Below are 12,947 nucleotides of genomic sequence, written 5' to 3'. Positions count from 1 at the left end.
CGCCCGGTGCCGGCGTACCGCCTGGTCAGCCCTGGGGCGCCCCACTGCGTCAGCCGCCGGCCGTCCGTGTCCCGTCCGGGATCTCCGCCAGGGCCACCGGCCGCCGCTCGCGGCGGGAGAGCTCGCAGGCCTCCGCCACCCGGAGCGCCTGGAGGGCCTCGTGGCCGTCGCACGGGTTGGGGCGCTCGCCGCGGATCACGTCCACGAAGGCGTTCAGTTCGGCCTCGTACGCGGGGCCGAACCGCTCCAGGAAGCCCGGCCACGGCTTGTCCGCGGGCGGTGGCCCGGTCGGCTCGGTGGACGCCAGCGGCGTACGGTCGTCCAGGCCCACCACGACCGTGTCCCGCTCCCCGGCCAGCTCCATGCGCACGTCGTACCCGGCGCCGTTCAGCCGGGTCGCGGTGGCCGTGGCGAGCGCGCCGTCGTCCAGCGTGAGCAGTGCCGCGCCCGTGCCGACGTCCCCGGCCTCGCGGAACATCGCGGGCCCGGAGTCCGACCCGGTGGCGTACACGTCGGTCACCTCGCGGCCCGTCACCCAGCGCAGCACGTCGAAGTCGTGGATCAGCGTGTCCCGGAACAGCCCGCCGGACAGCGGCAGCCACTCGGGCGGGGGAGGGGACTGGTCGCAGGTCAGCGCGCGCACGGTGTGCAGCCGGCCCAGCCGGCCGGAGCGGACGGCCTCGCGGGCGCCGGCGTATCCCGCGTCGAAACGCCGCTGGAACCCCATCTGCAGGATCGTTCCCGCCGCCTCGACCTCGGCGATCGCCTGCAGCGTGCCCGGCAGGTCGAGCGCGATCGGCTTCTCGCAGAACACCGGCAGGCCCGAGCGCGCCGCCCGGCCGATGAGTTCCGCGTGGGCCGGCGTCGCCGTCGTGATGACCACGGCGTCCACGCCCCAGGTGAAGATCTCGTCCACTCCCGGCGCCGCCGTCTCGCCCAGCCGGTGCGCCAGGCCCTGCGCCCGTGCGGGATCCGCGTCCGTCAGGATCAGCGATCCCACGTCGCGGTGCCGGCTGAGCGTTCTCGCGTGAAGGGTGCCGATGCGGCCCGTACCGATGACCCCGATGCGCATGGGAACAAAGTGCGGTCGGACCCCGTACCCTGTCAACGCGTATGTCCGGACAATCGGACTTCACAACTTCCCGTCAACCGGCCACGGGGCTACGCTCGGGCCCGTGCCGAAACCAGATGTGGACCCCACCGTGTCGCTCGACCTCCATGTCGACCGCAGCTCCCCGGTGCCGTTGTACTTCCAGCTCTCCCAGCAGCTGGAGGCGGCCATCGAGCACGGCAGCCTCACCCCGGGCAGTCTGCTCGGCAACGAGATCGAGCTGGCCGCGCGGCTCGGCCTGTCCCGGCCGACCGTCCGCCAGGCCATCCAGTCCCTGGTCGACAAGGGTCTCCTGGTGCGCCGCCGGGGCGTGGGCACGCAGGTGGTGCACAGCCAGGTCAAGCGCCCGCTGGAGCTGAGCAGCCTCTACGACGACCTGGAGGCGGCCGGCCAGCGCCCCGCGACCAAGGTGCTGGTCAACACCCTGGTGCCGGCCTCCGCCGCGGTCGCCGCCGCGCTCGGCGTGCCCGAGGGCGGCGAGGTGCACCGTGTCGAGCGGCTGCGCCTCGCGCACGGCGAGCCCATGGCGTACCTGATCAACCATCTCCCGACCGGCCTGCTCGACCTGGAGACCGACCAGCTGGAGGCCACCGGCCTGTACCGGCTGATGCGCTCCGCCGGGATCACCCTGCACAGCGCGCGCCAGTCCATCGGCGCCCGGGGCGCCACCGCCGCCGAGGCCGAGCGGCTCGCCGAGGCCGAGGGCGCCCCGCTGCTCACCATGCAGCGCACCACCTTCGACGACACCGGCCGGGCCGTCGAGTTCGGCGACCACGTCTACCGCCCCACGCGCTACTCCTTCGAGTTCCAGCTGCTCGTACGGTCCTGATCGCGGCCCCGCGTTCGTCGCAATGTCCGGACATTCGAACGGGCGACCGCTCCCCGCCGTGTCATGAGTGTTACCGGTGTTCGATACTGAAGCATTTGGGGCCGCCGAGCTGATCGCCGGCCCTTGCGCACGTACGTACACGGCAAGACGGACACAGCAAGAAGGGGCATCGCCTCGTGGCACGGTTTCGGACCTGGGCAGTCATCGCGCTGACCGGGGCACTTTCGCTGTCTCTGGCAGCGTGCAGCAGCACCGGGGGCAAGCGGGCCGAGGACGCCCGCAAGGCCGCTGCGGCCCAGGGAAGGGCGGCGGTGAACACCCCGCGCTGGACCTTCGCGATGATCACCCACTCGGGAGACGGCGACACCTTCTGGGACATCGTGCAGAACGGCGCCCGGCAGGCCGCCGTGAAGGACAACATCGACTTCCTGTACTCGCACGACGACCAGGCCCAGCAGCAGGCCCAGCTGGTGGACGCGGCGGTGGACAAGAAGGTCGACGGCATCATCGTCACCCTGGCCAAGCCCGACGCCATGAAGGCCGCCGTGGCCCGTGCCGAGAAGGCCGGCATCCCGGTCGTCACGGTGAACTCCGGCTCCGAGGAGTCCAAGGCCTTCGGCGCCCTCACCCACATCGGGCAGGACGAGACGATCGCCGGAGAGGCCGTCGGCGAGGAGCTGAACAAGCGCGGGAGGAAGAAGGCCCTGTGCGTGCTGCACGAGCAGGGCAACGTCGGTCACGAGCAGCGCTGCGACGGCGTCGCCAAGACCTTCCACGGCACGCTCCAGAAGCTCTACGTCAACGGCACGAACATGCCCGACGTCCAGTCCGCCGTCGAGGCCAAGCTCCAGGCCGACCACTCCGTCGACGCCGTCGTCACCCTCGGCGCTCCCTATGCCGACACCGCCGTGAAGGCGAAGGACGACGCGGACAGCAAGGCCGAGATCGACACCTTCGACCTCAACGCCCAGGTCGCCGCCGAGCTGAAGAACGGCACCCTCGGCTTCGCCGTGGACCAGCAGCCGTACCTCCAGGGCTACGAGGCGGTCGACCTGCTGTGGGCCTACAAGTACAACGGGGACGTCCTCGGCGGCGGCAAGCCGGTGCTGACCGGCCCGCAGATCGTCACCAAGGACCAGGCCGCCGCGCTGGCCGCGTACACCGAGCGGGGCACCCGATGAGCGCGACCGCCGAGAAGACGTCCGCGGAACCCCCGAAGACCGCTGACGAAAGGATTCTGCAGAGTTCGCCGCTGAAGAAGCTGCTCTCCCGGCCCGAACTGGGCTCGGTCGTCGGCGCGCTCGCCGTCTTCCTCTTCTTCGCCTGTGCCGCCGACGGCTTCCTCAACGCCTCCAGCCTCAGCACGGTCCTGTACGCCTCCTCGACCATCGGCATCATGGCCGTACCGGTGGCGCTGCTGATGATCGGCGGCGAGTTCGACCTGTCGGCGGGCGTCCTGGTGACCTGCTCCGCGCTGGTCTCCTCGATGTTCAGCTACCAGATGACGGCGAACACCTGGGTCGGCGTGGGCGTCTCGCTCCTGGTCACCCTGGCCGTCGGCGCCTTCAACGGCTTCATGCTGACCCGCACGGGGCTGCCCAGCTTCATCATCACGCTCGGCACCTTCCTGATGCTGACCGGCATGAACCTCGGCTTCACCAAGCTGATCGACGGCACGGTGTCCACGAAGACCATCGGCGACATGGAGGGCTTCCCCTCCGCCCACGCCGTCTTCGCCTCGACGCTCACCGTCGGCGGCGTCGACGTCAAGGTCACCATCCTGTGGTGGCTGGGCCTGGTCGCCCTCGCCTCCTGGATCCTGCTGCGCACCCGCGCCGGCAACTGGATCTTCGCCGTCGGCGGCAACCAGGACGCGGCCCGCGCGGTCGGCGTCCCGGTGGCCAAGACCAAGATCGGCCTCTACATGGGCGTGGCCTTCGGCGCCTGGGTGTCCGGGCAGCACCTGCTGTTCTCCTTCGACGCCGTCCAGTCCGGCGAGGGCGTCGGCAACGAGCTGATCTACATCATCGCCGCCGTCATCGGCGGCTGCCTGATCACCGGCGGCTACGGCAGCGCCATCGGCTCCGCCGTGGGCGCCCTCCTCTTCGGCATGACGAGCAAGGGCATCGTCTTCGCCGAGTGGAACCCCGACTGGTTCAAGTTCTTCCTCGGAGCGATGCTGCTCCTCGCGACCCTGCTCAACGCATGGGTCAAGAAGCGCGCGGAGGCCGACGCATGACGCTCGTCCAGCTGACCGACGTCAGCAAGCACTACGGCACCGTCCGCGCCCTGGAGGGCGTCTCGCTGGAGGTCCACGCGGGCCAGATCACCTGCGTCCTCGGTGACAACGGAGCCGGCAAGTCCACCCTGATCAAGATCGTCGCGGGCCTGCACCGGCACGACGGCGGAACCCTGCGCATCGAGGGGGAGGAGACCACCCTCACCTCCCCGCGCGACGCCCTGGACCGCGGCATCGCCACGGTCTACCAGGACCTGGCCGTGGTCCCCCTCATGCCGGTCTGGCGCAACTTCTTCCTCGGCTCCGAGCCCCGCAAGGGCGCCGGCCCCTTCAAGCGCCTCGACACCGACCTCATGCGCCGTACGACCCGCGAGGCGCTGCTGCGCATGGGCATCGACCTCCGCGACGTCGACCAGCCCATCGGAACCCTCTCCGGCGGCGAACGCCAGTGCGTGGCGATCGCCCGCGCGGTCCACTTCGGCGCGAAGGTCCTGGTCCTGGACGAACCGACGGCGGCACTGGGCGTGAAGCAGTCCGGTGTGGTCCTGAAATATGTGGCCGCGGCACGGGACGAGGGCCTGGGCGTCGTGTTGATCACCCACAACCCGCACCACGCGTGGCTGGTCGGGGACAGGTTCGTGCTGTTGCGCAGGGGCACGATGGTGGGGAATCACACACGGGACGAGATCACGCTGGACGAGCTGACCAGGCAGATGGCGGGTGGAGCCGACCTCGAGGCCCTACGCCACGAACTGCAGCGAAGCTGACGGGCGCGGGGCCGCGTCGGTCAGCCGCCGCGCCGCGGGGCGCGACAGGCCACGACGCACCCGCACCCGGCAACGATCGTGCAGCCCGTCCCCCCTGCCCGTACCTCACCCATACCAGCGGTGAGGCACAATCGACCAACGATGAGCACCTACCGCGACCTCACCGCCCCCATCGGCTCCCGCCGCGCCCCGGTCCTGCGCACCGTCGGCACACGCGAGCGCCGCTCCCACCTGACCGCGCCCCGCGTGCCGACGGTGGGGATCGACATCGGCGGCACCAAGGTCATGGCGGGCGTCGTGGACGCCGACGGCAACATCCTGGAGAAGCTCCGCACGGAGACCCCGGACAAGTCCAAGAGCCCCAAGGTCGTCGAGGACACCATCGTCGAACTGGTCCTGGACCTGTCCGACCGGCACGACGTGCACGCCGTCGGCATCGGCGCGGCCGGCTGGGTCGACGCCGACCGCAACCGCGTCCTGTTCGCACCCCACCTGTCCTGGCGCAACGAACCGCTGCGCGACCGCATCGCCGGCCGCCTCGCGGTCCCGGTGCTGGTCGACAACGACGCCAACACCGCCGCCTGGGCGGAGTGGCGCTTCGGCGCGGGCCGCGGCGAGGACCACCTCGTCATGATCACGCTCGGCACCGGCATCGGCGGCGCCATCCTGGAGGACGGCCAGGTCAAGCGGGGCAAGTACGGCGTCGCGGGCGAGTTCGGGCACATGCAGGTCGTGCCCGGCGGGCACCGCTGCCCGTGCGGCAACCGCGGCTGCTGGGAGCAGTACAGCTCCGGCAACGCGCTCGTCCGCGAGGCCAAGGAGCTGGCCGCCGCCGACTCGCCGGTGGCCTACGGGATCATCGAGCACGTCAAGGGCAACATCCACGAGATCACCGGCCCGATGATCACCGAACTGGCCCGCGAGGGCGACGCCATGTGCGTCGAACTGCTGCAGGACATCGGCCAGTGGCTCGGCGTCGGCATCGCCAACCTCGCCGCCGCCCTCGACCCGTCCTGCTTCGTCATCGGCGGCGGGGTCTCGGCCGCCGACGACCTGCTCATCGGCCCGGCCCGGGACGCCTTCAAGCGCCACCTCACCGGCCGCGGCTACCGCCCCGAGGCCCGCATCACCCGCGCCCAGCTCGGCCCCGAGGCCGGCATGGTCGGCGCCGCCGACCTCGCCCGGCTGGTCGCCCGCCGGTTCCGCCGGGCCAAGCGCCGCCGGGTGGAGCGCTACGAACGCTACGAGCGGTACGCCCAGGCGCGCCGCGACCGGGACACCGCATGACCGCCTCCCTGCCCCGCCAGGCCGCCGCGCCGGAAGAACCGCGCCGCCCCGCCGAGAACCCCGGGCACAAGGCCAGACGCCGCGCGCTCACCCTGCTGATCATCGTCCTGCTGATCGGCGTCCCGGCCGGCTACCTGGTGATCTCCGCGAACCAGAGCCGCAACAGCGGCAAGGACAAGGAGGCCAAGTACTCGGCGACCGGCCTGACCGCGGGCTGGCCGTCGAAGGTGCAGCGCCGCCTCTACCAGGTGAACGTCCCGCACCCGGCCGACTACATCGCCTACTACGAGACCAACAACTGGAAGACCAGCCGCCTGTACGTGCAGTTCCGCACCAACGACGCCGGCCTGGACGCCTTCCTGCAGACCATCGGCACGCGCCGGGAGCAGCTGAGGAAGGGCGACATCGCCATCGGCGCCCGCGACCAGAAGGTCAGCGGCTGGCGCTTCACCGGCACCGGCCCCTGGTGGGGCCTGACCCACGCGCAGAAGAACCCGGCGCCCACCCAGGACGTGGTCGTGAACATGTCCGACCCGAACTACCCGATGGTCTACGTCGTCTCCCGCACGGTCCCGTGACGGGCGGGCCCCGGCCGCTGCCGGGACCGATTGTCAGACCCCGCCCGTAGAGTCGAAGACGTCTGATCCGGCACAGGGGCGGGAGGTGGCAGGACGTATGAGCACAGGCGGCACGGCGGCGCCGGCCGAGCGCACGGCGGGCTCCGGGCGGACCGGGGATCCGGTCCCGGCGCGCCTCGCGTCCGTCTACCTCCCTGCGCCCCTCCCGCGCGAGGGCCGCATCGCCTTCTGGGACCCCGGCGCAGGGCCCGTCGAGGGCGCCACCGACGAGATCACGGTCGTACGGCGGCACGGCGCCGGAGTGCGCCGCCGGCAGGTGCCCGCGCTGACCCTGCCGCTCGCCGAGGCCCTGCCCCTGCTGGTCCGGGCCCGCCGCGACCCGGCCGCCCATCCGGCCACGGCCTGCTGGGGCGCCGCCGCGCTGCACGCGCTGCGGCTGGCCGCCCGCGGCCGCCTGCTGCCGGGCCTCACCCCGGCCGGCCACGACGCCTGGCGGGCCGGCCCACTGGAGCCGGAGGACATCGCCCACCTGCGCGCGATCGCCGCGGCCCTGCCCCCGGAGGGCCACGCCGTGCCGCTCACGGCCCCCGGACCGCTCCGGCTGCCCGAGCCGGAGGCCCTGATCCGCTCCTTCCTCGACGCGGTCGCCGACACCCTGCCCCGCACCCCGGCCGCCCCGCACACCGCCGGCCGCCCGTTCGCCGCCCGGGAGCCCGTCGCCCTGCCGCAGGCCCACGACTGGGCGGCCGAGGTCGCCGCCGGCATGGACGCGGGCGTGCGGATCTCCCTGCGCCTCGACCTGTCCGCGTACGACGTCTTCGACGCGGGCGCGAGCGACGGCGCCCGGGCCGCCGGAGCCGCGATCGTGCAGGTGCACAGCCTCGCCGACCCCACCCTGGTGACCGACGCGGCCGCCCTGTGGGCGGGCGAGGCCGACACGGCGTTCGGGCCCCGCGCCCGTGTGGACGCCGCCCTCGCGGTGCGGCGCGCGGCCCGGGTGTGGCCGCCCCTGGAGCGGCTCGCCGAACAGGACGTGCCGGACGTCCTCGCCCTGTCCGAGGAGGAGCTGGGGGAACTGCTCGGCGCAGGCGCCGCCCGCCTGGCCGCCGCCGGCGTCGCCGTGCACTGGCCACGTGACCTCGCCCGGGACCTCACGGCCGCCGCCGTGGTCCGTCCGGCGCCCGGCTCGGCGACCGACGGCACCGGCTTCTTCGAGAGCGAGGACCTGCTCCAGTTCCGCTGGCAGCTGGCGCTCGGCGGCGACCCCCTCGGCGAAACCGAGATGGACGCCCTCGCCGAGGCCCACCGCCCGGTCGTACGGCTCCGCGACCGCTGGGTGCTGGTCGACCCGGCCCTCGTCCGCAAGGCCCGCAAACGGGAACTGGGCCTGCTCGACCCGGTCGACGCGCTGTCCGTCGCGCTCACCGGCACCGCCGAGGTCGACGGCGAGAGAGTCGAGGCCGTCCCCGTCGGCGCCCTGGCCGCCCTCCGCGACCGGCTCACCGCGGGACTGCGCCCGGCGGACCCGCCCCCGGGCCTGCACGCCACCCTCCGCGACTACCAGCTGCGCGGTCTGGCCTGGCTGGACCTCATGACCTCTCTCGGCCTCGGCGGCTGTCTCGCCGACGACATGGGCCTCGGCAAGACCGTCACCCTCATCGCCCTGCACCTCAAGCGCGCCCGCACCGAGCCGACCCTCGTGGTCTGCCCGGCCTCCCTGCTCGGCAACTGGCAGCGGGAGATCACCCGGTTCGCCCCCGGCGTCCCCGTCCGCCGCTTCCACGGCCCGGACCGCACCCTGGAGGGCGTCGACGGCGGCTTCGTCCTCACCACCTACGGCACCATGCGGTCGGCGGCCGCCCAGCTCGCCGACCGCCCCTGGGGCATGGTCGTCGCCGACGAGGCCCAGCACGTGAAGAACCCGTACTCCGCCACGGCCAAGGCGCTGCGCACCATTCCCGCCCCCGCGCGCGTGGCGCTCACCGGCACCCCGGTGGAGAACAACCTCTCCGAACTGTGGGCCCTGCTCGACTGGACCACCCCCGGGCTCCTCGGCCCCCTCAAGTCCTTCCGCGCCCGGCACGCGCGAGCGGTGGAGAACGGCGAGGACACGGAGGCGGTCGAGCGCCTGGCCCGCCTGGTCCGTCCCTTCCTGCTGCGCCGCAAGAAGTCCGACCCCGGCATCGTCCCCGAGCTGCCCCCGAAGACCGAGACGGACCACCCCGTCCCCCTCACCCGCGAGCAGGCCGCGCTGTACGAGGCGGTGGTGCGCGAGTCGATGCTGGCCATCGAGACCGCCGAGGGCATGGCGCGGCGCGGCCTGGTCCTGAAGCTGCTGGGCGCGCTGAAGCAGATCTGCGACCATCCCGCGCTGTATCTGAAGGAGGACGCGCACCCGGACCGCCTGGTCCACCGCTCCGGCAAACTCGCCCTGCTCGACGAGCTGCTGGACACCCTGCTCGCCGAGGACGGCTCGGCGCTCGTCTTCACCCAGTACGTCGGCATGGCCCGGCTCATCACCGCCCACCTGTCCGCCCGCGCGGTCCCGGTCGACCTGCTGCACGGCGGCACACCGGTGCCGGAGCGCGAGCGCATGGTCGACCGCTTCCAGAGCGGTGAGACCCCGGTCCTCGTCCTCTCCCTCAAGGCGGCGGGCACCGGCCTGAACCTCACCCGCGCGGGCCATGTCGTCCACTTCGACCGCTGGTGGAACCCGGCGGTGGAGGAGCAGGCCACCGACCGGGCGTACCGCATCGGCCAGACCCAGCCCGTCCAGGTCCACCGCCTGGTCACCGAGGGCACGGTGGAGGACCGCATCGCCGAGATGCTCACCGCCAAGCGCGCCCTGGCCGACGCCGTCCTCGGCTCCGGCGAGGCGGCCCTCACCGAACTCACCGACCGCGAGCTGTCCGACCTCGTCTCACTCAGGAGGCCGTCGTGACCCCCGAGGACGAAAGCCCCGCGGCCGCCGCCCGCCGCGCCTTGCGCGCCGCCCGAGAACGGACCCGGGCCGAGCGGGAGGGCGCGGAGGGAGCGCCGGCCGAGCGCGCGGAGGGGGAGCGAGGGGAAGGCGCGGCGGTTGTCCGTCCGGCCGCCCCCGGCGCGAACGGCACCTTCGAGAAGGACACACCCCGGACCGGCCCGGCGGAGGAGCAGGACGCAGCGGAGAAGGACGCAGCGCAGAAGGAGGGGGCCGAGACCGGTGCAGTGGGGGCGGGCGGCACACCCGGGACCCGCGCAGCCGGGACGGGGACGCCCGGGACCGGAGCGGCGAGGCCGCAGGCCCGGCCTGCCGACGTCGCCCGGGAAGCGCTGCGTGCGGCCCGGCGGCAGGCGGCGAGCGCTGGGGGAGAGGACGCCGCTCGTGAGCGGACGGGGGCGGCGGAGCCGCGCGCACGGCGCGGGCCGGGCTCCGAACCGGGCTCCGCGCGTGCCGCCCGGCTCAAGGCGATCCAGGACATGCGGCGCTACCTGGAGACCGCCTTCCGGATGCCGGCATGGTCCGACACGGAGGAGGAACAGCACCCGGAGACCGCTGGCACCACCGACACCGCCGACACCCGCGACCCCGTACCTGCGGAGGCGTCCCCCCAGACCCCCCAGACCCCCCAGACCCCCCAGACCCCCCAGACCCCCCAGACCCCCCGTACCGTCTCCGCCCGGCCCGACCGCACACCCGTCGAACGGACGTCCCCGCGCACCGATCCGGACCCCACCACCTCGCACACCACGAACCCGGACTCGGCCTCGGCGCCCCGTCCAGAGCCGGCCCCCCACCCCGCCACCCCCCTCCACAACCCGGCCCCCGCCCCCGCCGCATCATCCCCGCACCTGCCCACCACCATGGCCACTCCGCACCGTGACGGGGAACTGCGCCGTACCTTCCCGGAGTTCGGGCCGCGGGAGGCCACCGCCGAGGGTGCGCCGTTCGCGGCGACGTGGTGGGGGAACGCCTGGGTGGACGCGTTGGAGCAGGGGGCGCTGGATCCCAAGAGGCTGGCGCGGGGCCGGGGTTACGCCGACCAGGGGCACGTCGACGCGATCACGGTGACTCCGGGGCTCGTGCTGGCGTACGTCCGCGGGAGCCGTCCGCGCCCCTACCGCGTACAGGTGCGGGTCCGCACGCTGGACGACGAGGACTGGGCGCGCTTCCTGGACGCGGCCGCCGACCGGCCGGGCCACATCGCCGCGCTGCTCGACAAGGAGCTGCCCCAGTCCCTCGCCGAGTGCGGTGTGCCGCTGCTGCCGGGCCCCGGCGATCTCGTACCGCGGTGCAGCTGCCCCGACTCCGGGCACCCCTGCAAGCACGCGGCCGCGCTCTGCTACCAGACGGCGCGGCTGCTCGACGCCGACCCGTTCGTGCTCCTCCTGCTGCGCGGCCGGGGTGAGCGGAGCCTGCTCGACGCGCTGTCCCGGCGCAGCGCCGCCCGCGCGGCCCGCGCCGCCCGGGACCGGCAGCCGGAGACGCTGCCCGGCGTACGCGCCACCGACGCCCTCGGCCCGCGTGAACGGCCGCCGCTGCCGCCGCCGTTGCCGGTGCCGCCGCACCCCGAGCAGCCGCCGGTGTATCCGGCGGCGCCCGGCGGCCCGGACCCCTTCGCGCTGGACCAGCTGGCGACCGACGCCGCCGCCCGCGCCCACGCGCTGCTCACCACCGGACGGGACCCGGTGGGGGAGCTGACCCTGTGGCAGGACGCGGTGCGCCTGGCCGCGGCCCGCCCCGGCTCCGGGCTCACCGCCGCCACCCGCGCGCTCTACGCCGCGCTGGCCGCGGCCGTCGGCCGTACTCCGGCGGACCTCGCGCGGGCCGTCGCGGCCTGGCGGCAGGGCGGCCCCGACGGGCTGGCCGTCCTGGAGGAGCCGTGGGATCCGCCGGCCGGCCGCTTCGACCGGGCGCGCCCGCTGCTGCTCGCCGCCGACCTCCCGGCGTTCCGCCCCTGGCGCAACCGCCTGACCCATCCGCGCGGCCACGTCCAGCTCCGCCTGGGCCGTGACGGCCTGTGGTACGCCTACGAGTCGGAGCCCGGCCGGGACGACTGGTGGCCCCGCGGCACCCCGGACCTGGACCCGGTGGGCGCGCTCACCGGCCTCGGCACGCCGGACGACGTGTGACGGCCCGTGGCACGACAAGGCCGGTGCCGGCAGCGGTGGTCGCTGCCGGCACCGGCTTGCGGTGCTGGGATGCCCGGCTCAGTAGGCGGAGTTGACGTTGTCGATGGAGCCGTAGCGGTGGGCGGCGTAGTTGGCCGCGGCGGTGATGTTGGCCACCGGGTCGGTGATGCTGTTGGCGGTGCCGGCCACGTGGTAGGTGTGGAAGGTCGGGTCGATGACCTGCAGCAGGCCCTTGGAGGGGGTGCCCTGCTTGGCGTTGACGTCCCAGTTGTTCTGGGCGCCGGGGTTGCCGCCGGACTCGCGCATGATGTTGCGCTTCAGGCCCTCGTAGCTGCCGGGGATGCCCTTGGCCTTCATGATGCTCAGCGACTGCTTGATCCAGCTGTCGAGGCTGCCGGCGCTGCGCGAGGTGCTCTTCGCGGTGGTGCCGGCGTCGCGCGAGGAGGCCGTGACCACCGTGTGGGCGGGCACCTTGGTCGCTTCGGCGGCCTGTGCGGTGGCGGGCATCAGGGTCAGGGCGGCGGCCGCCGCGCCGGTGGTGGTGATGCCGGTCAGAGCGAGGCGGGCGATGCGGGTGCGGGTGGTCTTGGCCATGCGGAAGTAACCCTCCAGGGGGAGACATCAGGGTGGTTGCCGTCGTGAGCGGGGCGGATCCGGCGGAGTGCCGTTCGGTCCGGTCCCTCGCTCCCGGCGACGAGAGCAATAGTTAGCGGCGGGTCGGCCGCCGCGCAATGATGTGACGTACTACGCAATTACGGAGTAATGTCCGAAATAAGAGGTTATACAGCTATCTGCGCAGCTCAGCACAGTGCCCCTGCTACGACCCTCCTTAGGATGTGATCCGCCTCCTATGGGTGGCATCACACGCACACCCCCGTTTTCCGGGGTTCCGCACCGCCTGACGCGGGGAGAACGGCGGCTTTCTGTTCGACCGGCGTGGGCAGGGCGCGGGCGGCCCGTTCCGGCATCTACACTCAGTTGGTAGCCGCAAGCAACGGAACCTGAGTGATGACCGTCCCACTCG

Annotated in this window: 10 protein-coding genes; 8 read left to right on the top strand and 2 right to left on the bottom strand. The window is 73.3% G+C overall.

The genetic code is table 11. The features are described 5' to 3' along the window. Positions 1-49: 49 nt before the first annotated feature. Positions 50-1,072: a Gfo/Idh/MocA family oxidoreductase gene (locus ACGFZN_RS33960; RefSeq protein WP_393862302.1), complete on the bottom strand. Its 1,023-nt coding sequence runs from the start codon at positions 1,070-1,072 to the stop codon at positions 50-52. Between the two features lie 130 nt (positions 1,073-1,202). Between ACGFZN_RS33960 and ACGFZN_RS33955 the strand changes: the two genes are divergently transcribed. The 8 genes from ACGFZN_RS33955 (at position 1,203) to ACGFZN_RS33920 (ending at position 11,923) form a co-directional block, all read left to right on the top strand. Next, positions 1,203-1,940 (top strand): GntR family transcriptional regulator, encoded by a 738-nt coding sequence (locus ACGFZN_RS33955; RefSeq protein ID WP_393862373.1) that lies wholly within the window; start codon positions 1,203-1,205, stop codon positions 1,938-1,940. Between the two features lie 176 nt (positions 1,941-2,116). Then, positions 2,117-3,121 carry a sugar ABC transporter substrate-binding protein gene (locus ACGFZN_RS33950; protein WP_393862301.1) on the top strand — a complete coding sequence of 335 codons (1,005 nt, stop codon included), beginning with the start codon at positions 2,117-2,119 and terminating at the stop codon, positions 3,119-3,121. Next, positions 3,118-4,179, top strand: a complete 1,062-nt coding sequence (locus tag ACGFZN_RS33945; protein WP_393862300.1) for an ABC transporter permease — start codon at positions 3,118-3,120, stop codon at positions 4,177-4,179. The genes ACGFZN_RS33950 and ACGFZN_RS33945 overlap by 4 nt, the downstream gene beginning before the upstream one ends. After that, positions 4,176-4,946: an ATP-binding cassette domain-containing protein gene (locus ACGFZN_RS33940; protein WP_393862299.1), complete on the top strand. Its 771-nt coding sequence runs from the start codon at positions 4,176-4,178 to the stop codon at positions 4,944-4,946. Before ACGFZN_RS33945 ends, ACGFZN_RS33940 begins: the two co-directional genes overlap by 4 nt. A 141-nt stretch (positions 4,947-5,087) precedes the next feature. Next, positions 5,088-6,233, top strand: a complete 1,146-nt coding sequence (locus ACGFZN_RS33935; RefSeq protein WP_360147270.1) for an ROK family glucokinase — start codon at positions 5,088-5,090, stop codon at positions 6,231-6,233. Further along, positions 6,230-6,811, top strand: a complete 582-nt coding sequence (locus tag ACGFZN_RS33930; protein ID WP_393862298.1) for a sugar kinase — start codon at positions 6,230-6,232, stop codon at positions 6,809-6,811. The genes ACGFZN_RS33935 and ACGFZN_RS33930 overlap by 4 nt, the downstream gene beginning before the upstream one ends. A 97-nt stretch (positions 6,812-6,908) precedes the next feature. Further along, the gene (locus tag ACGFZN_RS33925; RefSeq protein WP_393862297.1) at positions 6,909-9,752 is read left to right on the top strand and encodes a DEAD/DEAH box helicase; all 2,844 of its coding nucleotides are present in this window, start codon (positions 6,909-6,911) and stop codon (positions 9,750-9,752) included. Further along, positions 9,749-11,923, top strand: coding sequence for an SWIM zinc finger family protein (locus ACGFZN_RS33920; protein ID WP_393862296.1), 2,175 nt, complete (start codon positions 9,749-9,751; stop codon positions 11,921-11,923). The genes ACGFZN_RS33925 and ACGFZN_RS33920 overlap by 4 nt, the downstream gene beginning before the upstream one ends. Positions 11,924-12,001: 78 nt before the next feature. Here ACGFZN_RS33920 and ACGFZN_RS33915 read toward each other — a convergent pair whose 3' ends face one another. Continuing rightward, entirely contained in the window at positions 12,002-12,517 is a 516-nt protein-coding gene (locus tag ACGFZN_RS33915; protein WP_393862295.1) for a transglycosylase SLT domain-containing protein, read from the bottom strand. Positions 12,518-12,947 lie beyond the last annotated feature (430 nt).

It is taken from the genome of Streptomyces sp. NPDC048192 (genome assembly GCF_043202415.1).
Classification (GTDB): Bacteria; Actinomycetota; Actinomycetes; order Streptomycetales; family Streptomycetaceae; genus Streptomyces.
The sequence above is the reverse complement of the archived record's forward strand: the minus strand, read 5'-3'. Positions and strand labels throughout refer to the sequence as shown.